Source organism: Streptococcus taoyuanensis, assembly GCF_029589235.1.
GTDB classification, from domain to species: Bacteria; Bacillota; Bacilli; order Lactobacillales; family Streptococcaceae; genus Streptococcus; species Streptococcus taoyuanensis.
The window spans coordinates 1-23,387 of the sequence record NZ_JARQVW010000004.1 but is presented as its reverse complement, the minus strand read 5'-3'; the positions used below and the strand labels follow the sequence as shown (position 1 = coordinate 23,387).

Below are 23,387 nucleotides of genomic sequence, written 5' to 3'. Positions count from 1 at the left end.
TAGGAGGGAATTATTTTAAATCACTAATTGTTGTGAGATTTTCACAAAATCTTGCCAGTGCCCGTCATTCATAAACTTGTGAAATTTTTGTACACTTTTCGTTATCTGTACAAAAATGAGAATTGTTGTCTAATTTATTCTTTTGGAGTATAATGCTCTTTGTTAGTGTCGTAAAATTATTTAACATATAAATTATTTTAACGTCAAATAAATAGAAACAGATTGATACAACTACAGAAAGGAACATATGGTACGCCAAAGACAAACAACAACCAAGTCAGACTTACGAAATGCGCTCTCAAAACTCCTCTTGCAACAACCTTTTGAAAGCATCACTATTCGACAATTAACTGAAACCGCTGGGATTAACCGCGGGACCTTCTACTTGCACTATGTCGATAAATACGACATGTTTGAGCAAATGAAAATGGACATGATGCAAGAATTGGATAGCCTCTTCGTTGAAGGAAGCCCTGTAAAGGTGAACTTTCTTAATGTGTTGACTGCTATTAAAGAAAATTATGATTTTATTTATGCATTGTCCCAATCCTGCTGCTCAGACTTCCGTAAACTAATAAGAAGTTTTACCCTCCATGCATTAGACGATACTCCCCATGCTGAAGAACACATCATTTCAGACTTTCAAGTTCCATACAAGTATGGTCTAGAAATTTTCATCGCTACGATTGAATCTGTGATTGTGACCTGGTTAGAATCCGGTGCGAAAGAAGAGCCAATCGAAATCGGGACGATTATTCTCAGCGTCTGCAACTTTGCTAACTGGAACTAAATTCCCCAACCTTTTCCTTCCTTTATGGAGAAGGTTTTTCTTTTTGGCAAATGAACAAAATGTAGATCACCTTGTTCAACTTGTTTGTAGAAAGCAAAAAAGCAGGATGCTAGGATCCTGCTTTTTCTTTATTTTTTCTTTGCCAACATGGTTGCAAATCGAAGTTGAATCCGATGGCCATTCTCATCTCGCCGATGGAGATGGCCTGGATTTTCATTGTACTTGACCAATTCCCAATCCTTGTAATACTCCGCCAATTCTCCTTCTTTGAAGGTGAACGAGAAAGGCATCTGGCAAGGATAATCTTCCGTATCCATGGCACAGACAATGAGATTGTAGCCACCTGGATTGGTATGCTCTTGCATATTGCGGATAATCGCTGGAATCCGATCAGCGTCTAAAAACATGAGGACCACAGTTGATACGATAAAGTCATAGTTTTGGGTAAGAGCTGCAGCATTAATATCATAAAGGCCCACTGGCATCTCTAGATCTTCCTCAGCGACAATACTTTGTAAAATCTCAAGAGCCAGTTCATTTTGATCTACAGCTGTCACGTCAAAGCCATGTTGGGCCAAAAAGAGGGCGTTGCGGCCTTGCCCGCATCCTAGATCCAATGCCTTTCCAGCGGGGACAATTCCCACTGCTTCTAGCACTTCTGAATGGACAGGATTGGTGTTGTATTTTTTGGGGAAATAGTCTTTTGGCTCACAGTAAAATTCTAGGTACCACTCCACATCGTCTGTCGCCGCTTCCACACGATGCCAGGCCTGAGGCTCGGCCATGGGGTTCTCTGCTCCTGCTTCAAAGAGGTGGCTCGCGATTTCTTCCCCCTCTTCAGTCAATTCAATAAATCGTAACTGACCCTTTAAAACTGTAATCTTTCCCCAGGTTCCGACCTTGGTATTGTGCTTTCTTTGAAGAGCTTCTGGCATGGTATCCTTGGTCCAGATAGGCATGCGCTTGTAAGCAATCAATTTTTGTGTCATGCTGCTTCTCCTTTTTCTTTCACTACCCTTATCATACAGAAAAAAGCTCCTTTTTACAAGTTGGAAAAAGAGGCTCCGCTTTCTAGCAGAACCTCCTTGTTAGGATCTCATCATCCTCTTTATTTTTTTGATTTCTTATAAAAGAATCCAGCTAAACTAAATCCACAAACGGCCAATACTCCAAGAAGGACTGAGAAGACCACACTTGAATCTTGGGTCTGGCTAGCCTTTTTAGGGGTATCCCCAAGTGCTTCCTGACAAGTTTCTGGCTTCTTGTCTGAACTGTCTTTTTCAGCAGCAGCCATTAAATTCGCTTTGTTATAGCCATCGTAGACAAAGTCAGCTTCCAAGCCCTTTTCTTCACGAATCTTATCTTCCATTTCCTTTTCAGTAGCCTTGATTTGTTTGAAGATTACATCTGCTCGATCCATGGATTCCTTGGTGACTTCACCTTGAAGAGCTTTGGCTTGGTCATCTGTGAGACCACTATATTTTTGATCCAAAGCAGCTTGTTCCTTGATCCAGCCGGCTTCCATTTTTTTCCATTTATCTTGGATACTGGTGCCAAAGAGGTCTGGATATTTCATGACCATTTGGTCGATGTGCCAAACAGCCCAATACCATGAAGTTGGATCGTACTTAGCAGAGCGGACTTTAAAGGCACCGTAGGTGTCATTGACTAAGCCATAGAATGGGACATATGGGGTATTGCGACTTTGGGCAAGACCCAACCAAACGATTCCACCAAATGGACTTGGTAAGTCTTTCTTGATTTGATAGACATGGGCATCAATGACGTTTTCATTTCCTAGAGCATACTTGTATTTCTTGGTATCAACTTTTTTACCTGGTTCGGCCAAGTCATCTGCTGTAAATTGTTTGAGGTGTTCAAAACGGTTCCGTTGTTCGGCAAAAACATCTTCTAGACTATACTTCTTAGAAGGATCCGTTGGTTTACGAAGCAGATCAAAGTGTTGATCATCATATTTGACATCTGCCTTTGGATCCATCAGGGTAATCCCTGCATAGGTCCGTGAGCGGTTGCGTTCGGTGTATTCGTCCGGACCATAAGAATCCGCAATATGGAATTTGCCATCCTTATCCGTCTTGTAATGATCGGCTTTCTTAGCTACTGCTTCTACATCTTTTGAAGCAATGACATTGTCCTTGTCCTTGAGATCGACATGTCCCAGATAGTAGGTATTGGCAAAAATAGCATAGCGGTCTTGTGGGAATTTAATAGCCACATATTGGTGACCTGAGAGGATTTCCATGTACCAGAGCTCATTTTTATCTGCTACGACAATAATATTCCCTTCAGCAGAACCTTTTTCATCCAGAGTCTTGGCAACGATTTCGATTCCTTCTCGAGCAGTTTTTGCACGAGGCAAGACCAAGTCGATCATGGAAGCTTCTGGTAGGCCATCTTTGACCAAAGGGTCGGCTTTCAAAATCTTGTCATGCGGAGTCGCTGATACCGTCGCTGTCATCGACACGCCCACTTCATTAAAACCATGAGCTCCGAAGTTCCCGTTGCTACCATCACCACGCGCAGCATCATAGGTCGCTGTGTACTTCATTTCATGGCTCAAATGAGGATAGGTAAAGCCATTGGACTCATCTTCGATCTTATCCCCTTCCTTGTAGTCCTTTGCTGGAACTACAACAAAGTTTTGATTGTGGCGCCCGCCATCTGGTGCATAGGGATAGTCCTCTGTACGACCGTAAAGCATAGAGCCATCCGTGGTTAAGTCCTTTCCCACAATGAAGGCGGAACAGGCTTGTGCAACCTGCACAGGGAAGAGAGCGATCAGCATGAGGCCAAACAGTAGTTTGAATAGGATTTTCTTCATAGTCTTTCTCCTTATTGACTACAAAAGAGGCTAGAAAAACTTTCAAGCCTAAGAAAAGCAACTATACCAACACCCTAATTTTAGTATATAATATAAGCAATTGTTTTGCAAGCGATTACAAGCAGAAAGCATAAAAAAGACAGATCTGAAACAAGTTTCAAAACTGTCTTTTTCTTTAACGTGTATTGTATTGTTTCATGACCCGTGCGATGTCCCGGTTTTGTTCCCGACGCTTGATGGATTCACGCTTGTCATAATCATGTTTCCCTTTAGCGAGTCCCAAAAGCAATTTGGCATAGCCGTCCTTGAGATAGACCTTCAAAGGCACCAAGGTCATTCCGGTCCCTTTGGTGTCTTGGTCCAGCTTTTGGATTTGCTTTTTATGAAGAAGGAGCTTGCGACGACGGTCTGGGTCTTGGTTCCAGATATTGCCTTCCTCATAAGGGGCAATGTGGACATTGCTAAGCCAAACTTCGCCATTTTTTACTTGTGCAAAGCCATCTTTCAAGTTAATGCGTGCCGCACGGACACTTTTGATCTCTGTCCCCGTCAGCACCATCCCTGCTTCAATCGTATCCACGATGGTGTAGTCATGTCTCGCCTTTTTATTTTGCGCGACTACCTTTCCTTCGCCCTTTGCCATGTTTGGCTCCTTTCTTTGCTACTTCCTTGTAAAATGGTTTCTTCCCTTTTTTCTTTTTGGATTTAGAGGAAGAATCTTTCCGCTTGTCATCTTTTCTAGCGGTTGATCCCTTAGAAACTTTTTTGTCCTTGCGTCTGCGATCTCTACGATTGCCATCTCGGTCACGTCCTTTAGACTTGAGACCTTTTTCGACGACATCCCATTCACTTGGAATATAAGAGAAATCAATCTCTCCTGTCATCTTGTCGGCTCTTTCTACCTTGATCCGGATTTGCTGACCGACACGGAAGGTCACTCCTGATTTTTCTCCGCGAAGGGTTAGATCCCGTTCATTAAAATGGTAGAATTCAGGGAGATTGGTAATATGGATCAAGCCTTCAACCGTATTTGGCAACTCCACAAAGAGGCCAAATTTCACCACACTGGAAACCACAGCATCGTACTCTTCCCCAACATAGTCTTCCATGTATTCTGCCTTCTTCATAGCCTCTACTTCGCGCTCGGCGTCAATAGCCCGGCGCTCTCGACTAGAGGATTGGCTGGCAATGTCTGGAAGGACTTGTTCAAAGTGTTCTGCCACTTCTTGGGATTTACCGTATTCGCGCACCATTCGATGAACCATCAAGTCCGGATACCGGCGGATGGGACTAGTAAAATGGGTATAATACTCCGCAGCAAGCCCATAGTGGCCATGGTTGTGCTCTGAGTAACGGGCCTGTTGCATCGAGCGCAACAACATCATCGAAAGGACATCTGCATAAGGTTCTCCTTCAACCTTGCGCATAATTTCTTGCAGGGCTTCTTGGCTCATGTCACTAGCCGTTCCGTAGATCTGGATCCCAAAGCTAGAAGCATAATCGATAAACTTCTGTACTTTTTCTGCCTTTGGATCTTCGTGGATCCGGTAGATGAATGGCAGTTTCATTCGTGTAAAGTGCTCCGCCACTGTCTCATTAGCAATCAGCATAAAGGACTCAATCATCCGCTCCGCAATTCCTCTTTGACGGAGGACAATGTCGACCGGTTTTCCTTCTTTATTGACTAGGATTTTAGCCTCATTGGTATCAAAATTGAGGGCTCCTCGGCGAATCCGCATGCTTTCTAGAATACCATGCAGGGTGGCCATTTGATGAATACTTGGGACAATTTTCTTAAACTCTTGAGCCTTTTCTTCGTCGCCTGCTAAGATATCATTGACGTCACTATAGGTCATTCGGAAGGTCGTATTGATCACTGTTTGGGTAATGGTGTGCTTGACGACCTTGCCATGAGGATCAATCTCCATGATGGCAGACTGGGTCAGGCGGTCCACATTTGGATTTAAAGAACAGATCCCATTGGAGAGACGCTCTGGTAACATGGGTACTACTCGGTCGGTCACATAGACAGAGGTCGCCCGATTTAGAGCTTCCTTGTCGAGTGCTGAACCTTCCTGAACGTAATAAGAGACATCTGCAATGTGAACACCCAGCTCAAAGTTACCGTTCTTGAGTAGCTTGATATGGACCGCATCGTCCAAGTCCTTGGCATCTGCTCCGTCGATGGTAAAGGTGATCTCCTCTCGCAGATCCAAGCGTCCCTCTAAATCCTTTGCAGACAGTGCATCTGGAACATTCTCAGCCTCTTTCAGCACTTCTTCTGGAAATTCTGAGACAATGTCCATGGATTCTAACACTTCCAAGACATCGATTCCTGGATCTGTTACATGACCAACCACATCCCGCACAGTCGCCACAAAATAATTGTGCTTGCGGCTCGGGTATTGATCAATTTCGACCTTGAGGATTTCGGTCCCTTCCAATTGGATGGCTGGCTTCTTCACATAGATCAGCTGGCTGATCTTTTGATTTTTCGAACGAATGTAGCCGGCATATTTAGGCTTTTCCTCATCCAGGACAATTTGTCCAACTACCGTTTTAATGCTATGCTCCAAGACATCAATAATCTTAGCTTCTGCTGCCGTTCCCTTGTTTCGGTCTGCCACCTTGGTAATGACGATCTCAACGGTGTCACCATCGATAGCGTGGTTGACATCATTTCGGCCAACAAAGAGGTCCTCTTCTTCGCCTTCTAAACTGACAAAGCCAAAGCCATTCTTATGCGCATGAAAGATCCCCTTGAGGGTAATAGCTGGGGCCTTCTTTTGAGCCAAACGAAGAGAGCTATCATCTTCGAATTTCAACTCATGACGGCGTTCCATCAGAGAGATGGTTTTGACCAAGTCACGGAAATCCTTAGACCCTTCCTTTCCTAGAGCTGCTGCCAGATCATTGATCTGGGCCTTGTCATGCTCTTGTAAATATTCTTTAATACTTGTTTTCATTGATTTATTTGCTGGTTATCCAGCCTCCTTTTTTCTATCCACTTGTGTCTTTGTTTTACAAAATAAAAATAGGCAAAGACATTGTCTGAGCCTATCTTATCTACTAGAAAGTACCATTAAGATCATCGCGATCAATAACCAAAAGAAGATCATAATAGCTGTTAAACGCTGCATCACGGCTTCAAACCCGCGCGCTTTTGAACGTTCAAACAAGTCATTTGAGCTTGCGTCAAAGACGTTGCTCGATTGGTTTTTTGTTGGTTGCATAAAAATTGCGATAATAATCAATACTGATAATACTAGTAAAATAGTTGTTAATGCTCCGCTCATATTCAAAACTCCTTAAAATCTTCACTATTATACCATGAAAATCATTTTGATTCAATATGTAAGGTTACTTTTCTTTCCTTGGGACAATACTTCAAGACCTCGATCTTTTCAGGATGGGTTTTGGTATTTTTACTGGTCAAATAATTCTGACTCCCACAGCTGGTGCAGGTCAATTGAACTTTAATTCGCACGTACGTCTCTCACTTTCAAATACTTTCTAAATAAGAATAAGAGGAACATCAAATCGGTAAAAGCCAAAAGGGCTGTACCGTAAAATACCCAATGATAGCCAAAATGCATGAAAATACTCGACCCCATCATTGGCCCTAATACACCACCTAAGTAATAAAAGAGCTGGTTGTAGCTAAAGATCCGAGAAATCCCTTCAGGAGGGGTTAAACGATTCAATAATGCAGAAACTCCAGGTAGTAGGGCTCCTGTCCCGATCCCAAAGAGGAAGCGTAAAATCCCTAATTGAAGGGGTGATTGCGCTTGGGCACAAAGGATATAGAGACAGCCACTATAGAGAAGGGCGATTAATAAGAGCCGGTGATTCCCGATTCGGTCTCCGAGTTTTCCCATCCAACCTGAAAAGAGCATACTAGAGACTCCCATAGCTGAAACAATCATCCCCGATACAAAGATCAGGTTATCTCTTTGTCCCAAAGCTCGCACATAAAGAGGCAGGATCGGAGAAATAGATTGGGCGATCATTTGAATGGTCATGCTGGTCAAAAAGAGTCCCAAGAGGATATCTTTTTGCTGAATGGACATGAGCAACTCCCAACTGGATTTTTGTTCTTCTTTTGGAAGGGGCTCATAGTCTTCCTCAATGCCCCAGAAGGTTAAGAGGGAAACCAAAAATAAGAAGAAGCCGACCAAGAGAAAGACATTGCGCATGCCTAGATTTTCAGCAATGAGTCCCCCAATCAAAGGCCCCATCAAGGTTCCAGCCACGACACCAGTCGATAAAGTCCCTAGAGCGTAGCCAGATTGGTCCTTTGGAACTTGACTGGCAATCAGGGCTGTACTATTGGGGACAAAGCCTGAAAAGACCCCATTGAGCAAGCGTAGGACCAAGAGCCAAAAGACGGATGGTACAAAGGCAATGCCTCCCATGGTCAGTGTCATGGCAATGGAGGCTCTAAGCATCATGGGTTTTCGACCATAGCGGTCGGCTAAGCTCCCCCAGATGGGAGACATGATCGCAGAGGTCACAGAAGAACTCGCAACGGCTATGCCAGCATAAAGGGGAACAGCCTTGCCCGTAACACCCAACTCTTCCACAAAGAGGGCCATAAAAGGAACGACTAAAGAAAGGCTGGCTCCGATGAAAAAGCAGCCGATCCAGGCAATATATAGATTTTTACGCCAATTGATTTCTCTTGTGATAAGATCATCTTCTTTCTAATTGTTGTAGGGCTGCATCTAATTGGGCATAGAGGGCCGTTAGATCGTCATTATTGTCTAAGACCAGATCTGCATGGGCGCTTTTTTCATCTAGCGGCATTTGAGACGCAATGCGTTCTTGGGCCTGCAGTTCTGATAAGTGGTTGCGTTCCATCAGGCGTTTGAGCTGGGTTTCTTTTGAGACAGCTACCAACCAGACAGATTCAAACCACTCTTCATAGCCTTGCTCGATTAAGAGTGGAATATCCATAAAAAAGAGATCGGATTGTGTAGCTTGTCTATCTCTTACCTCAGCTAGAGCCTCTCGAATAAGTCTGCCTTGGACGCGATTGGACCAGTCTCTTTCACTAGGGTCTGAAAAGATCCGCTGACCCAAAGCGACGCGATCCAGCTCTCCTTCTTTTGTAAGGATCTCTTTACCAAAATGATCCACTAAGACACGGTAGAGGGCTCCCCCTGGAACCTGTAACTCACGGACCACTTGATCAGCATCAATGACAGGATATCCTTTTTCTTTCAAATAGGAGGTGACAGTGGACTTTCCTGAAGCAATCCCTCCTGTTAATCCGATGATTCTTGCCATCTAGTTCTCCTTTTGACAGTGGGGGCAAAAATGGGTTCCGCGTCCCCCCAGCTGGATTTTCTCAATCGGAGTCCCGCAGCGCAAACAAGGCTGGCCTGTTTTCCCATAGACCTGGTGTTCTTCCTGCATGGTGCCATCCTCACCAAAAGCATTGCTGTAGGAGCGAATGGTGGAACCACCCTTTTCAACAGCCTGAGCAAGCACGGCAATCGTTTCTTTGCGAACGGCTTTGGCTTCTCTAGCAGTCAAGCTTTGACTCAAACGAGCTGGATGAACCTTGGCTCGATAAAGGACCTCATCCACATAGATATTGCCCAGACCAGCCACTAATTTTTGGTCTAAAAGAGCTGATTTAATGGGTTTCTTTGATTTTTTAAGAGCTGCTTGAAAGGCTGGTTCTTTAAAATCCACTTCCGTCGGCTCTGGACCAATTTTTTTCGCCAAAAAATAGCTGTCGACAAGCTCAGGTGTGAGGACTTCCATGGTCCCAAACTTGCGGACATCTTCATAGACCAGAGTGCTACCATCTGTAAAATGAAAGAAGACATGGGCATGCTTGCGAAGAGGAACCTCGTCTGGATAAAAGAAATACTTACCTTCCATTCGCAAATGCGAGATGAGTACCAGATCCGTCAGATAAAACAAGAGATATTTCCCACGGCGTCCTAGGACCCGAATTTCTTGACCTGGGAGATCTTGACGAAAAGCATCCAGATCCGTCTGAATCATCTTTGGATACTTTACTTCCACGGACTGGATGGTTTTTCCAAGAATTAATTTCTCAAGACCGCGTCGAACCGTCTCTACTTCTGGTAATTCAGGCATAGAACTCCTTTCAAAAACAAGAAGCAGGCCTTCTGCCCACCTCTTCTTAATATTCTTTTTCGTTGTATCCGAAATCGGCAAGATCCAATTTCTTATCCCGCCAATTTTTCTTGACCTTCACCCAGGTTTCTAAGAAGACCTTGTCCCCTAGCATGAGTTCGATATCCTTACGCGCAAGGGTTCCGATCTTCTTAAGCATAGCCCCGCCTTTTCCGATGACAATGCCTTTTTGGCTATCGCGCTCGACCATGATGGTTGCACGGATATGGACCTTATCGGTCTCTTCATCCCGCTTCATAGAATCCACTACTACTGCCACAGAGTGGGGAATTTCTTCCCGCGTTAAATGCAAAACCTTTTCACGGATCATTTCAGAGACCAAGAAGCGCTCTGGGTGATCGGTGATTTGATCGGCAGGGAAATATTGGAAACCTTCTTCTAAGTTTTCACTTAAAATATCAATCAAACGCGAAACATTGTTTCCTTGAAGGGCTGAAATCGGCACGATTTCCTTGAAATCCATCTGACTACGGAAGTCATCGATTTGCGCCAAGAGTTGGTCTGGGTGCACCTTGTCGATCTTATTGACCACAAGAATAACCGGCACCTTAGCAGCCTTGAGGCGTTCGATAATCATGTCATCGCCCTTCCCACGCGGTTCATCTGCTGGGACCATAAAGAGAACGGTATCGACTTCTCGAAGGGTGCTATAGGCCGACTCCACCATGAAGTCTCCAAGCGCTGTCTTGGGTTTGTGAATCCCTGGGGTATCGATAAAGACGATCTGTTCCTTATCCGTCGTATAAATCCCCATAATCTTATTGCGCGTTGTCTGCGCTTTGTCACTCATGATGGCAATTTTTTGCCCCATGACGTGGTTCAAAAAAGTTGACTTCCCAACATTGGGACGTCCTAAAATGGCTACAAAACCTGATTTAAATGTCATATTATCCTTTCACGAGGGCATACTCCCTCTTATCCAAATACCAAGGCCCAGAATTTGGGCACAAAAATCACCAGTCCTGTTAGTAGGGCAAAACCTGATACGACAAGGACTGCTCCAGCCGCCATGTCTTTGGCATTCTTTGCCAACATGGAGAAATGGTAGTTACTAGCTAAATCCACCACATTTTCAATGGCTGAATTCATAATTTCAAAAGCAATCACCAAGGTGATGCTGAGCAATAAAAAGAGCCATTCTGTCGCAGAAATCCTAAATACCAAACCAGCAAGAATTGCAACAAGGGCTGATAAGGCATGCTTGCGCATATTGCGCTCTTCTTTGATCGCCGTGAAAATTCCTGTTATCGCAAACTCCAGGCTTGAAGTGAAGTCCCGATTTTTCCATTTTCTCTTATTGTCTTGTGAGTCCATAGGCTGTCAAAATCTCTTCCTGTAAGCCAAACATTTCCTTTTCTTCTTCCGGCGTATAGTGATCATAGCCATTGATGTGAAGAAAACCATGCACTGCTAAAAATCCCATTTCGCGCTCAAAGCTGTGGCCATATTCTTCGGCTTGCTCACGCGCCTTGTCAATTGAAATAAAGAGCTCCCCAATATAGGTATCGAATTCAGCCATCATCTCTGCCAATTCTGGATTTTCTGCAAGGTCTTCCTCGTCAAAAGAAATCTCCATCTCTGGCTTGTATTCTAAACTGATGACATCCGTCGGGCGATCCGTATCACGGTATTCAAGATTTAGTTCATGACTGCGTTCATTGGTTACAAAAGTCACAGCCATTTCCTTGTCTTCTTTCCCAATTTTTTGAGCAGCAAATTCTAAAATTTCTTGCGTTTGTTTTAAGATTTCGTCAGAGACTTGACCAGTCTCATCTACCATTTCAATATACATCTGGATCACCTCACTATTATCACCTCATTATAGCATAAAACCAGCCTATATACTAGATACAGGCTGGTTTTCAATCTTTTTCTTTGCAGGACAATCTTACACCACTGTTTGCTGGATGGCATTCATCTGGGCATAGATCCCGCCTTGTGCGACTAGTTCCTCGTGTCTACCACGCTCCACAATGCGTCCTTCAGATAAGACTAAGATCTGATCCGCATCTTGGATAGTGGACAAGCGATGGGCAATGATAAAGGTGGTCCGTCCCTTTTGCAGGACTGCCATAGCCTTCTGGATGATTTCTTCTGTTTCCGTATCGATGTGAGAGGTTGCCTCATCCAAAATCAGAATTTGCGGATTCATATAGAGCGTCCGCGCAAAGGAAATCAATTGGCGTTCGCCACTTGAAAAGGCGGATCCTTTTTCTACGACTGGATGGTCGATTCCCTTTTCAAGGCGCTCTACAAAGGGCCAAGCCCCGACTTTTTTCAAGGCTTCTTGGACTGCCTCCCGATCAATGTGATCCTGACTCATGGCCACATTACTAGCAATGGTCCCTGTAAATAGATAAGGATCCTGCAGAACAATCCCCATGTGGCTTCGCAGGCTCTCACGAGAAACTTGGCGAATATCTTGACCATCGATCAAAATCGCTCCTTCTTGAGGATCATAAAAACGATAGAGCAGGTTCATAATCGAAGACTTACCCGATCCAGTATGGCCCACCAGAGCGATGGTTTGACCTGGACTAGCCTGAAAGGCAATATTCCGCAGAACTGGCTTGCCTTCTTCATAGGCAAATTGAACGTCGTCAAACACGACTTGAGCTTTTTCTATCTTCAGTTCCGATACACCATCGGCCTCCAAAGGTTGGTCTAAGAAAGCAAGGACGCGGCTCCCCGTTTCTAAGGATCGCCGAATATTTGGGAATTGACGACTAAGATTGGCCATGAGATCAAATAGATTAATCACATAGTTAATATTGATAAATAAGAAACCAGCCGTCACACCGATATTGCCTTGTAGGAAAGAAATCCCAGCGATGGTCAAAATGCCCGCAATCACTAAAAACTTGAGCAATTCCGTCAAGGTCCAAGAAGCGATAGAATCAGCCAGGAGGATTCTATCATTAGCTCCTAACATCTTCTGGGTAGTGGCTTCAAACTCCTCCACCACACCAGGCTCTTGATGATAGAGCTGAATCATACTGGCACCATGCAAGAGTTCATTGACCTGGGTATTGACCTCGCTTCGCGCATCAAAGAAATCCTTCATAGGCTGGTCCGTCATGACCTTGTAGAGATACTGGATCCCATAGAAAATCGGAAAGACCAAACACAAGAGAAGGCCCATCATAGGACTCAGGTAAAAGAGAATCCCTAGGATAAAGAGGAAACGCACCAAGTAGATGACTAAAATCATACAAGAGTTATAAAACTGGGTCCGCAAGGTCTCCGTATCATTGACAATTCTTGTCGCGATCTTCCCAGCCGGCTTATCATCAAAATAAGAAATAGGCAACCCTTGCATGACTTGAAAGGCTTGGTCTCTTAGGTTAGCCGTCACTTGATTGCTTCCGTGTAGCAAGATCCGATTCCCTAGGTAGCTAATTAGCTGTCCGATGCTCAAGACCAAGAGATAGAATCCTCCCATCTGAAGCAAGTCCCCTTGCCCTCCACCGTGGGTCAGCGCAGTCAAAGGCCCATCGATCATCTTTTGGAGAAGAAAGGGAGACAATTCAGAAAAAATGGTGGCTAGTAAGAGGCAAATAAAGCCAGCAAGAAAGACAGTTGGATAAAGCGTGATCCTAGATAATAATCGTTTCAAAACTTTCATCTTATTCTCCTTCCTGTTTTTGTTGCCGTTGGTATTGTTCATAATACCAGCCCTCTTGAGCCAATAAATCACTAGCCCTGCCTTCTTCTACAATCTGCCCTTGATCCAAGACGATGATCCAATCCGCCTGATGAACAGCCGACAAACGATGGGAAACAATGATGGTCGTCTTGTCTTTTCGTTCCTTTTGAATCGTGTCAATAATGGCCTGTTCGGTCTTCGCATCCACCGCCGAAAGGGAATCATCTAACAGCAAGAGCTCAGCATCTCTTAAGAATGCACGCGCCAGAGAGATCCGTTGTTTTTGACCTCCTGACACAGAGACCCCTTTCTCACCGATCAGGGTGTCCATTCCATGAGACATCCGCTCGAGATCATCCGCAAAAGCAGCTTGGGCTACTGCTTCCACCAAGTCTTCTTGGCTGGCTCCTTTTTTACCAAACGCTATATTCTCACGGATAGACTTGGAGAATAAAATATGTTCTTGGGAAACATAGCCAATTTTTTCTTCGATGGAGTGTCGGTTGTAGTCCACGATCGGTTGCTGGTTGACCAAGAATTCTCCCTCACCAACTGGGTACTGCCGCAAGAATTGTCGAACCAAGCTTGTCTTTCCTGCTCCGGTACGACCAACAATTCCAACCGTCTGTCCTCGCTGGATAGTCCAATCAATGCCTGATAGGCTCTTTCGCTCAGCACCAGGATAGCTGAAAGAATAGTCCTTAAACTGCACCAAATCAATCTGCTCTAGGTAGTGAGAACCATCTGGCTCCAGATCATCCGTTTCATCAATCACTTCTTTTAATTTTTTATAGGACATTTGCCCTGTCTGGTAGACCAAGATCAAGTCCGCCATCATCCACATAGGCTCAATTAAAAAGACCAAATACAGCTGTAAAGCCAATAATTTCCCAAGACTCAATTGCCCGCTTGCCAGGGACTGGCCTCCAAATAGCAGGAGCAAGACTGTCGAGAATCCAATAAACAACAGGGCTAAAGGTCCAAAAGAATACTGGATAGAGGCAATTTTATCCCCCGTTTTGGATAGACTGGCCGTTTTTTTCTGAAACTGTTTGACCTGCTGGTCCCGTCTACTATAGGCCCGCATGACCCGAATTCCTTCGATCGACTCCAAGACTTCATCATTCAACTGAGCGACCGCTTCCCGGTTTTGCTCAACATACTCCTCCTGCTTTCTACTCAAAAAATAGGTAGAGACGACGAGGAAGATCATGGGAATAAAGGAAATCAAGGTTAATTGCCAAGAAATGAAAAACATGGTCGGAATAATAAAGGCAAACAAGCCACCGCCAAACAGGAGCACCATCATCCCGTAACCAGCCATATCGGCCATGCCATCCACATCCGTCGTAAAGCGCGTCAAGAGGTCCCCTGAGCGAAATTTCTCAAAAAAGGGACGCCGCATAGCTACTAGCTTACGAAACGCTTGTCCCTGAAGGGTCGCCTTGAAATGGACTGACGACTGAAAGAGTCGCAACTGCCAATAAAAAGCCGTCAGGTAATTGAGGATGGCTGATCCCACCAAGAGGACCATATCCCATACAAAGTTGGATTGCGTCAGCGTCTGCTGACTCAAATGATCCACTAAACGCTGGATAACTTGCGTCGGGATCAATAAGGTGTAATCATAAAGAATCAGGACCATAGCGATCTTCACATATCGCCACTTGCGCTCCCTGATATACTCCCAAATAGCTCTGATCATATATTCTCCTTTTCAAAATGGCACAGAAAAAACCCAAGCAAGGAGCTGAGTACGTGCTCAGTCCACACTTGGGCCTTCTGATGCCTATCACCAATTCAGTTAAGGCAGGTAAAAATGCATACAAAAAACCCAAGACAAACTCCTCCATCTTGGGTTCCATTTATAGTTTACATCGAACTCAACTGAGATTGGAGAAGCTGTGTATTCAATTGTGTCATCAAAACATCTACTTTGTTCATGATGGTTTTCTCCTTTCTCTTTGTTGTTCTAACTTTACCACGGATTTCCTTGCTTGTCAACGTTTTTTTGAAAATTGTTGAAAAAACCGGACTTTTAAAGATGGACTCGCAAAAAAAGAAGCCTAGATCTTCTCTAAGCTTCTCTCTTCTGATATGCTAGTTGCCGGGATTGAACCGGCGACCTCATCCTTACCATGGATGCGCTCTACCGACTGAGCTAAACCAGCAGTACCTATCTACTATATCATGGAGATAGGCCTTTTGTCAATATCCTGACTCATTTTTCTGACAAATATTCTTCCTTAGTGAGGACATAATGAACTCTTGTCACCATTCTCCCTTCTTCATGCAGGTCTAGCATCGCGTAGGGCTCCTCGTGAGAATATTTCATCCCTGATTTGGCCATCACCCGTCCAGAAGCTGGGTTGTCCTGATCATGAACAGCAATTAGCTTGTTCATCCCTAACTGTTCAAAAGCCAAGGCAATGACTGCCTTGGTAGCCTCTGTCGCAAGACCCTGGTTCCAATAGTCTTTATTCAGAACATAGCCGATACTCCCCTTCTTCAGACAAAGATCCAAATCCAGTAAATCAATCGTCCCTATAAATTTTTCATTTTCTTTGAGCTCGATCCCCCATTTTCCAAGTGGGCTCGCTAGGTAAAAGAGGGCAATATTATTACGCGTCTCTTCAAGACTATGATTGGTTGCAAAGGTATAGCGCGTAACTGTCTCATCAGAAGCATACTCAAACATAGCTGGTGCATCATCAAGAGTGACCGGACGCAAGTGCAAACGCTCTGTCTCCACTTCACGATAAGCCGCTAACTTCACATATAAATTTTCCATTTGACACTCCTTCTTTAGGGATTAGTTTAGCAAATAACCTAAAGGAAGGCAAGCTCAAATTTTTCTTGCTTTTTAACCCACTTTTCTATACAATTAAATCAATCAAAACAATCAGATAAGGAGTGAAAAGGTCATTGAGTCAAGAGAGCCATCTCACACCAATGGCCTTTTTACACCTAAATCTGAGCAAGGAGGCAAGAATGCTCATTGGAATTCCTAAAGAAATTAAAAACAACGAAAATCGGGTCGGTTTGACTCCTGCAGGCGTACAAAGCTTGGTCAAGAAAGGACATCAAGTTTTGGTGGAAACAAATGCTGGACTTGGTTCTGGCTTTGCGGATGAAGATTACACGAAGCAAGGGGCAACCATCGTTGCGACTGCTACAGAAGCTTGGGCCGCTGAGATGGTGGTCAAAGTCAAAGAACCCCTCGCTGAAGAATATGGCTTCCTTCGTGAAGACCTCTTGCTCTTCACCTACTTGCACATGGCTGCTGCTCCTGAATTAGCAGATGCCATGGTTGCAGCCAAGACAACTGGTGTAGCCTACGAAACCGTTCGAGACTTAGATGGACAATTACCACTCTTGGTGCCAATGAGTGAGGTTGCTGGACGGATGGCCGTGCAAATCGGTGCTCACTTCCTGACCAAACAAGAAGGTGGATCAGGAGTCCTCCTAGGTGGGGTACCAGGTGTTCCCAAAGGAAAAGTCACCATCATCGGTGGCGGTGTCGTTGGAACCCACGCGGCTCGTATCGCCCTTGGACTTGGTGCCCAAGTGACCATCTTAGATATCAGTGCTAAACGTTTGGCTGTTCTGGAAGATGTCTTTGGTCACCAAATCCAAACCCTTATGTCCAATCCATTTAACATTGAGGCCAGCGTCCGTGATGCCGATGTTGTCATCGGTGCTGTCTTGATTCCTGGTGCTAAAGCTCCTAAATTAGTGACAGACGATATGGTTAAACAGATGCGTCCCGGTTCAGTCATCGTCGATGTGGCCGTTGACCAAGGTGGGGTTATTGAAACAGCAGACCGTGTCACAACGCATACGGAGCCAGTTTACGAAAAACATGGTGTGCTCCACTATGCTGTTGCCAATATCCCAGGGGCTGTCGCTCGTACCTCTACTATCGCCCTTACCAATGTTACCCTTCCTTATGTCGAATCCCTAGCTGACAATGGCTTCCACAAGGCCATCGCCCTCGACGAAGGCCTGCGCCAAGGGGTCACCACTTACCAAGGTCACATCACAAGCCAACCTGTTGCTACTGGTTTAGAGCGCGACTTCACACCAATCGATGAATTGGTTTAAACTATCATAAAAGAATCACCATCGAAAAAAACAAACAACTTATTTTTTTCATATGAACTAATTAAAAATGTTTTGGAAAAAACAAGTTGTTTTGAATTTTTTAAATCATTTTCAGAGACTTTCCGCCGTGAGAAAAGTGCCTGAAACAATTTAGTTTCAGGCACTCGGAATTATTGAGACCTTAGGCTCAATAATTAGTCATGGAACTTCTACGAAGTTCGCTGACGTCCGTTCTCACCTAAGGAAAGGTTAGAAGATGATTTTATCGTCAATTTAAGGCAAAGATCCGATGATCTTTGCCTTTTCTTTTATTCTTCTTCCACATCCGGTTCTTCTTTGAGGACTGGATTCGGAATGGGCTCGTAGGCCCGGATAATCTCTGCTACTACTGGATGACGAACGACATCCTTGGCAGAGAAATGCACAAAGTCAATTTGAGAAATGTTCTTCAATTTCTCCTGGGCATCAATCAAGCCGGATTTAACATTTCGAGGAAGGTCAATCTGGCTGGTATCCCCATTGACAATCATCTTGGAATTAAAACCAAGACGGGTCAAAAACATCTTCATCTGCATGATGGTGGTATTTTGCGCTTCATCGAGGATGACAAAGGCATCGTCCAAGGTCCGCCCCCGCATATAAGCCAAAGGCGCAATCTCGATAATCTCCCGCTCCATCATCCGAGTGGTTTGGTCTTTCCCTAAAATCTGGTAAAGAGCATCATAGACCGGTCGTAGATAAGGGTCCACTTTTTCTTTGAGATCCCCTGGTAGGAAACCAAGGCTCTCTCCAGCTTCTACAGCAGGACGGGTCAAAATGATCCGCTTGACCTGACCACGCTTGAGGGCAGTCACGGCCAAAGTCACTGCTAGGAAGGTTTTCCCAGTCCCCGCTGGTCCAATCCCAAAAGTGACATCATGGTTCTTGACACTATCGACATAGATCTTTTGACCAAGCGTTTTAACCCGAATGGGCTTGCCGTAACTATCCTTAATAATCTCTTCTTCATAGAGAGCGATGAACTTATCCAATTCCCCATTTCTCACCATGGTAATGGCGGTCACCACATCTGGCGTACCAATGGTCATACCACGGTTAACGAGGACCAAAAGAGCCTGGATGACTTGACGAACCTGCTCGCAGTTTTCTTCTTCCCCAATGATTTGGACGATTTCTGTCCGGGCATGAATAGTTACCCCAAATTCTTGCTCCATCAAACGGAGATGGCGTTCGTTAGATCCAAACAAATGAAAGAGATCGTCTGGATGCGTTAATGTAATTTCAACTGAATGTTCTTGCAAATAAAGAACCTCTCTACCTGTGTTTTTCTATTATTATAACAAAGAGGCCGAGAAAAAACCATCCTCGACCTGTCCTTTTCTAGTGGGCTTGGTATTCTTCCCAAATCGCATCAAAATCGCCAAGATTAAAGGAAAAGCTCGCATGCTCTTCTAGAAAGCGACTGACCTCGTCGAAGTCATCTGTATGCTTGGGAAAAGCAGACTCATGAAATGCAAGATCTGCTAGAATGGCTTTAGGAGCATTGCTTTTAGGATTGCGCTCCGTCATCAGCCAAGTATAAAACGATTTTCGCATAAGCCTCCTCTTAGATTAACTCTGTTCCAAACTGGTCTTGCTTGATTTTTTTGGCCTTCATCAAGCCACCCAAAGCCTTTTTGAACTGGCCTTTTGAAATCCCAAAAGTCGCCTTGATCTCTTCTGGAGATGACTTATCATTCAAGGTCATAAAGCCTCCATTGGCTTCCAAATAGGTTAAAATCATTTGTGCATCGTTTTCCAACATCTCAAAGGAGCGTGGCTTCAAAGATAGATTCAAGGTCCGATCCACCTCACGAAAACCGATGACGCGAGCATTTACGACCTCTCCCAAACGAGGTTCTGCATAGCGCTCACTTGGGTGGATAAAGCCCAGCATATTGTTCTCTGGAAGGTAAACAAAGGTTCCAGACAATTTCAAGCGGTAGACAATGGCTGGCCAGTTTTGGTTTTGCATATTGTTGTAGGCTGGACGAGCCAAACGCTGGAAATCTTCCTGGTAGGCTAAGATCCCCCAAATCCGATCTTTCTTATCGACTTCTAAGCGAATATAGAGACGATCGCCCTTTTTAGGCCATAGATCTTTAATCTCCGGTAGGATATCTAATGAGACAACAATCTGCTTATCTGGAAGCCCTGTATCCACGAAGACTCCCAAATCCTTGCGAACTTCCGTGACCGTTCCCCAGCCAAAGCTTTCTTGAGTTGCAGTGACTTCAAGTGTCGTGAGTCGGAGCTTTTGCTTCATATCTGTATAGGCAAAGCCCTTGACACTTTCTCCAACTTGATGCGGGCCTTCAGCCTTGTCAAGCGCGTAGGTCTGGCCATCTTTTTGAACAAAATAGAAGTGATCATTTTCATCAATGACCATTCCCATGATGTAACTTGCTAGATTCGTATTCATGTTTCCTTCTTTCCTCTTGCCTCTTCACAAGAATAATGGAAATAAAACCCAGCCAGCAGTGCCAACTGAGTCTTTCTTTCCTGTAATGGTTGGGATGGATTAAACTTCCATCAATTCTTTTTCTTTGTGAGCTGTCATTTCATCTACATGCTTAACAGCATCATCCGTAACTTTTTGGATCTCTTTTTCAAGACCTTTCAATTCATCTTCTGTGATTTCTTTTGCTTTTTCTTGTTTCTTCGCTTCATCCATAGCATCACGACGGATGTTACGGATCGCTACTTTAGCATTTTCACCAACTTTTTTCACTTCTTTTGCTAAGTCACGACGAGTTTCTTCTGTCAAAGCTGGGATGACCAAGCGGATAACAGATCCATCGTTGGCTGGAGTGATTCCAAGGTCAGAAGCATTGATGCTGTGCTCGATGTCTTTCAAAGATGATTTATCAAATGGTGTGATCAACAAGACACGCGCTTCTGGAATCGTGATAGATGCCAATTGGTTCAATGGTGTTTCTACTCCGTAGTATTCTACAAAAATACGATCCAAAAGACTTGCATTTGCACGTCCAGCGCGGATGCTACCAAATTCACGTCCCAAACTTTGGTGAGACTGAGTCATTCTTTCTTTTGCTTTTTCTACGATTGGGTTTGCCATAATCTTCCTCTATTTTCTATTATTTTTCTACGTTATTTGATACGGTTGTACCGATATTTTCACCAAAGACAACGCGTTTGATATTGCCTGGTTCATTCATATTAAAGACAACCAAATCAATGTCGTTGTCCATGGAGAGAGTAGAGGCTGTTGAGTCCATGATGCGAAGACCTTTATTGATCACATCGCGGTGAGTCAATTCCTCAAATTTCACAGCTGAAGCATCTTTTTTCGGATCGGCATTGTAAACACCATCGACCCCATTTTTAGCCATGAGAATGGCATCTGCTTCAATCTCAGCTGCACGAAGGGCTGCGGTCGTATCTGTTGAGAAGTAAGGAGAACCGATCCCTGCACCAAAGATCACGATCCGATCTTTTTCAAGGTGACGAAGGGCACGACCACGGATATATGGTTCTGCAACTTGTTGCATAGCAATCGCAGTTTGAACACGGGTATCCACGCCAACTTGTTGAAGCGAATCAGCCATCACAAGGGCGTTCATGACAGTCCCAAGCATCCCTGTGTAGTCTGCTTGGACACGATCCATCCCTGCTTCTGCAGCAGGTTCTCCACGCCAAAGGTTTCCCCCTCCAATCACCAAGGCAATTTCAATTCCAAGTTCGTGAACTTCCTTGATTTCTTGAGCCATATTTTGGACAGTTTTGATATCGATTCCGACACCACGTTCGCCAGCAAGGGCTTCACCAGATAGCTTGATTAAGATACGTTTATACTTAGGTTCTACCATTTTCTCTCTCCTTTTTTGATCTGTATTATTTTACCATAAATTACGTTTTTTATATAGTCATATCCATTAAAATTTTCTTTTTTCCATCCGATTAGTTTTACCAACTGTAGCAAATAAAAATGGCGTACAAAAAAAGCTACCCGAAGGCAGCTTTTCATTTCAATTAAAGTGAGTTAACGTCCACTTTGATACCAGGACCTTGAGTTGTAGTCAAAGTCAAGCTAGTTACGTAAGTACCTTTAGCTGTAGCTGGTTTTGCTTTTTGGATTGTGTCGTTGAAAGCTTTAAAGTTTTCAACCAATTTAGTATCATCGAATGAAACTTTACCGATGATCGCTTGAACGATACCTGCTTTATCAGCACGGTAAGTGATTTTACCACCTTTAGACTCTTCAACTGCTTTCGCAACATCCATTGTTACTGTACCAGTTTTAGGGTTTGGCATCAAGTTACGTGGCCCAAGGACACGTCCAAGACGTCCAACAAGAGCCATCATGTCAGGTGTAGCGATAACTACATCGAAGTCCAACCAACCATCGTTGATTTTCGCAACAAGGTCATCTTCACCTACGAAGTCTGCACCAGCAGCTTTTGCTTCTTCAGCTTTTGCACCACGTGCAAATACAAGTACGCGAGCTGTTTTACCAGTTCCGTTTGGCAATACCATTGCACCACGGATTTGTTGGTCAGCTTTTTTCACGTCGATGTTCAAGTTGTATGCAACTTCTACAGTTGCGTCAAATTTTGCAAAGTTAGTTTCTTTTGCAAGAGCTACAGCTTCTTCTACGCTGTAGACTTTTGTGCTGTCGATTTTTTCAAGAGCAGCACGAAGTTGTTTGCTTTTTTTAGCCATTTTATCTTTCTCCTTGTAATGTGGTCATATCGATTTTCATCTCCCACGTCACTCGTCATTTGATCAAGTGTATTGCGGGCAAATAGGATTGTTACAATTAGTCAGTAACAGTGAATCCCATAGAACGAGCAGTACCTTCGATCATACGCATTGCAGACTCAATGTTTGCAGCGTTCAAATCTGGCATCTTAGTTTCAGCGATTTGTTGTACTTGTGCACGAGTTACAGTTGCAACTTTTGTTTTGTTCGGTGTACCTGAACCTTTTTCAACACCTGCAGCTTTTTTCAAAAGAACAGCAGCTGGTGGTGTTTTTGTAACGAAATCGAATGATTTGTCTTCATAAACAGTGATAACAACTGGGATGATCATACCAGCTTGATCAGCTGTACGAGCGTTAAACTCTTTAGTGAATCCCATGATGTTGATACCTGCTTGACCAAGCGCTGGACCAACCGGTGGAGCTGGAGTAGCTTTACCAGCAGGGATTTGCAATTTTACAAGTTTTTCGACTTTTTTAGCCATTTCTTAAATCCTCCTTTGTGGTTTTGGCGGTAATTACAGATTTTTACCTCCCACAAGTATGCTTTGTGCATACCTTTCTATTATACACGATTTCTCTTTTTTTGCAAGAAAAAATTAAAATATAGTAAACTTTTTTTTCGTTTTATGATAGAATGAAGCTATGTTAATCAAAGTTGCTTCTGTATTATTTATTTTTTTAACGCTGATTCTGAGCGGCATCATTGTTCACCTCTTTAAACTCCAAAAAAGAGGATGGCGATCCACCGATATTGCCTTTCCTTTATTTGCCTTGGAGTACTACCTGATCTCAGACAGCGCTTTTTACCACAGTCTCTTACCACTATTAGCCTTGAGCCTTTCGCTTTTGGCCTTGGGGCTAACGGTTTATTTCTTAAAAAAGAAAAAGAGTTTTTATTATCCGAAATTTATCAAATACTTCTGGCGCGCTGGGTTTCTGATCACCTTCTTGCTCTATCTGATCCTAACCGCTAGTTTGTTTATCTAATGGCAAAGAGGCTGGGACAAAAGTCCTAGCCTCTCAATTATTTTTGGATTGTCGAGCAAGACGCAGTGGTTGAGTGGGCTC

General features: G+C 44.0%; 25 protein-coding genes and 1 tRNA gene. 3 read left to right on the top strand and 23 right to left on the bottom strand.

Annotation, left to right across the window (positions count from 1 at the left end):
* Window positions 1-247 precede the first annotated feature (247 nt).
* On the top strand, window positions 248-790 hold the full coding sequence (locus P5Y91_RS04320) for a TetR/AcrR family transcriptional regulator (RefSeq protein WP_227223606.1): 543 nt from the start codon (window positions 248-250) through the stop codon (window positions 788-790).
* A 128-nt stretch (window positions 791-918) separates the two neighbouring features.
* Here the strand turns inward: P5Y91_RS04320 and tehB are convergent, their stop codons facing one another.
* From tehB to P5Y91_RS04240, 16 genes are all read right to left on the bottom strand, one after another.
* Window positions 919-1,779, bottom strand: a complete 861-nt coding sequence (gene tehB, locus P5Y91_RS04315) for an SAM-dependent methyltransferase TehB (protein ID WP_277839036.1) — start codon at window positions 1,777-1,779, stop codon at window positions 919-921.
* A 119-nt stretch (window positions 1,780-1,898) separates the two neighbouring features.
* Entirely contained in the window at window positions 1,899-3,632 is a 1,734-nt protein-coding gene (locus P5Y91_RS04310; RefSeq protein WP_118227939.1) for a C69 family dipeptidase, read from the bottom strand.
* 175 nt (window positions 3,633-3,807) lie between these two features.
* Complete coding sequence (smpB, locus tag P5Y91_RS04305) at window positions 3,808-4,275, bottom strand: SsrA-binding protein SmpB (RefSeq protein ID WP_003005443.1); 468 nt, start codon at window positions 4,273-4,275, stop codon at window positions 3,808-3,810.
* On the bottom strand, window positions 4,238-6,598 hold the full coding sequence (gene rnr, locus P5Y91_RS04300) for a ribonuclease R (RefSeq protein ID WP_277839035.1): 2,361 nt from the start codon (window positions 6,596-6,598) through the stop codon (window positions 4,238-4,240). The genes smpB and rnr overlap by 38 nt, the downstream gene beginning before the upstream one ends.
* Window positions 6,599-6,694: 96 nt before the next feature.
* Complete coding sequence (gene secG / locus P5Y91_RS04295; protein WP_003008189.1) at window positions 6,695-6,928, bottom strand: preprotein translocase subunit SecG; 234 nt, start codon at window positions 6,926-6,928, stop codon at window positions 6,695-6,697.
* 41 nt (window positions 6,929-6,969) lie between these two features.
* Window positions 6,970-7,119, bottom strand: coding sequence for a 50S ribosomal protein L33 (rpmG, locus tag P5Y91_RS04290; protein ID WP_003005699.1), 150 nt, complete (start codon window positions 7,117-7,119; stop codon window positions 6,970-6,972).
* Window positions 7,109-8,308, bottom strand: a complete 1,200-nt coding sequence (locus P5Y91_RS04285) for a multidrug efflux MFS transporter (protein WP_277612641.1) — start codon at window positions 8,306-8,308, stop codon at window positions 7,109-7,111. Before P5Y91_RS04285 ends, rpmG begins: the two co-directional genes overlap by 11 nt.
* A gap of 16 nt (window positions 8,309-8,324) precedes the next feature.
* Window positions 8,325-8,921, bottom strand: a complete 597-nt coding sequence (coaE, locus tag P5Y91_RS04280) for a dephospho-CoA kinase (protein ID WP_277839034.1) — start codon at window positions 8,919-8,921, stop codon at window positions 8,325-8,327.
* On the bottom strand, window positions 8,922-9,746 hold the full coding sequence (gene mutM, locus P5Y91_RS04275) for a DNA-formamidopyrimidine glycosylase (protein WP_118227935.1): 825 nt from the start codon (window positions 9,744-9,746) through the stop codon (window positions 8,922-8,924).
* 46 nt (window positions 9,747-9,792) lie between these two features.
* Window positions 9,793-10,692 carry a GTPase Era gene (gene era, locus P5Y91_RS04270; RefSeq protein ID WP_003004993.1) on the bottom strand — a complete coding sequence of 300 codons (900 nt, stop codon included), beginning with the start codon at window positions 10,690-10,692 and terminating at the stop codon, window positions 9,793-9,795.
* A 29-nt stretch (window positions 10,693-10,721) separates the two neighbouring features.
* The gene (locus P5Y91_RS04265) at window positions 10,722-11,120 is read right to left on the bottom strand and encodes a diacylglycerol kinase family protein (RefSeq protein ID WP_003008202.1); all 399 of its coding nucleotides are present in this window, start codon (window positions 11,118-11,120) and stop codon (window positions 10,722-10,724) included.
* Window positions 11,101-11,598, bottom strand: coding sequence for an rRNA maturation RNase YbeY (gene ybeY / locus P5Y91_RS04260; RefSeq protein WP_003005431.1), 498 nt, complete (start codon window positions 11,596-11,598; stop codon window positions 11,101-11,103). The genes P5Y91_RS04265 and ybeY overlap by 20 nt, the downstream gene beginning before the upstream one ends.
* A 96-nt stretch (window positions 11,599-11,694) precedes the next feature.
* Complete coding sequence (gene tetB(46), locus P5Y91_RS04255) at window positions 11,695-13,431, bottom strand: tetracycline efflux ABC transporter Tet(46) subunit B (RefSeq protein ID WP_118396648.1); 1,737 nt, start codon at window positions 13,429-13,431, stop codon at window positions 11,695-11,697.
* A 1-nt stretch (window position 13,432) separates the two neighbouring features.
* Window positions 13,433-15,157: a tetracycline efflux ABC transporter Tet(46) subunit A gene (tetA(46), locus tag P5Y91_RS04250; protein ID WP_118095433.1), complete on the bottom strand. Its 1,725-nt coding sequence runs from the start codon at window positions 15,155-15,157 to the stop codon at window positions 13,433-13,435.
* Between the two features lie 393 nt (window positions 15,158-15,550).
* Window positions 15,551-15,623 (bottom strand) — tRNA-Thr (locus tag P5Y91_RS04245).
* Window positions 15,624-15,673: 50 nt separating this feature from the next.
* Entirely contained in the window at window positions 15,674-16,243 is a 570-nt protein-coding gene (locus P5Y91_RS04240; protein ID WP_118396646.1) for a GNAT family N-acetyltransferase, read from the bottom strand.
* 200 nt (window positions 16,244-16,443) lie between these two features.
* Here P5Y91_RS04240 and ald point away from each other — a divergent pair, with 200 nt between their 5' ends.
* Window positions 16,444-17,556 carry an alanine dehydrogenase gene (ald, locus tag P5Y91_RS04235; RefSeq protein WP_049498637.1) on the top strand — a complete coding sequence of 371 codons (1,113 nt, stop codon included), beginning with the start codon at window positions 16,444-16,446 and terminating at the stop codon, window positions 17,554-17,556.
* A gap of 308 nt (window positions 17,557-17,864) precedes the next feature.
* Here the strand turns inward: ald and P5Y91_RS04230 are convergent, their stop codons facing one another.
* The 7 genes from P5Y91_RS04230 to rplK all read right to left on the bottom strand — a co-directional run bounded on the left by P5Y91_RS04230 (window position 17,865) and on the right by rplK (window position 22,801).
* Complete coding sequence (locus P5Y91_RS04230; RefSeq protein WP_118396644.1) at window positions 17,865-18,857, bottom strand: PhoH family protein; 993 nt, start codon at window positions 18,855-18,857, stop codon at window positions 17,865-17,867.
* A gap of 79 nt (window positions 18,858-18,936) precedes the next feature.
* A complete protein-coding gene (locus P5Y91_RS04225; protein WP_118396642.1) occupies window positions 18,937-19,152 on the bottom strand; it encodes a YozE family protein in 216 nt (71 codons plus the stop codon).
* A 10-nt stretch (window positions 19,153-19,162) separates the two neighbouring features.
* Window positions 19,163-20,017 (bottom strand): RNA-binding virulence regulatory protein CvfB, encoded by an 855-nt coding sequence (cvfB, locus tag P5Y91_RS04220; protein WP_049472906.1) that lies wholly within the window; start codon window positions 20,015-20,017, stop codon window positions 19,163-19,165.
* Between the two features lie 99 nt (window positions 20,018-20,116).
* Entirely contained in the window at window positions 20,117-20,674 is a 558-nt protein-coding gene (gene frr, locus P5Y91_RS04215; protein WP_003005165.1) for a ribosome recycling factor, read from the bottom strand.
* Window positions 20,675-20,693: 19 nt separating this feature from the next.
* The gene (pyrH, locus tag P5Y91_RS04210) at window positions 20,694-21,425 is read right to left on the bottom strand and encodes a UMP kinase (RefSeq protein ID WP_003005706.1); all 732 of its coding nucleotides are present in this window, start codon (window positions 21,423-21,425) and stop codon (window positions 20,694-20,696) included.
* Between the two features lie 163 nt (window positions 21,426-21,588).
* Window positions 21,589-22,278 carry a 50S ribosomal protein L1 gene (gene rplA, locus P5Y91_RS04205; RefSeq protein WP_003005355.1) on the bottom strand — a complete coding sequence of 230 codons (690 nt, stop codon included), beginning with the start codon at window positions 22,276-22,278 and terminating at the stop codon, window positions 21,589-21,591.
* 97 nt (window positions 22,279-22,375) lie between these two features.
* Complete coding sequence (gene rplK / locus P5Y91_RS04200; RefSeq protein ID WP_003005369.1) at window positions 22,376-22,801, bottom strand: 50S ribosomal protein L11; 426 nt, start codon at window positions 22,799-22,801, stop codon at window positions 22,376-22,378.
* 160 nt (window positions 22,802-22,961) lie between these two features.
* On the opposite strand from rplK, the gene P5Y91_RS04195 reads away from it, so the two are divergent.
* A complete protein-coding gene (locus tag P5Y91_RS04195) occupies window positions 22,962-23,306 on the top strand; it encodes a DUF3397 family protein (protein WP_049498640.1) in 345 nt (114 codons plus the stop codon).
* Window positions 23,307-23,387 lie beyond the last annotated feature (81 nt).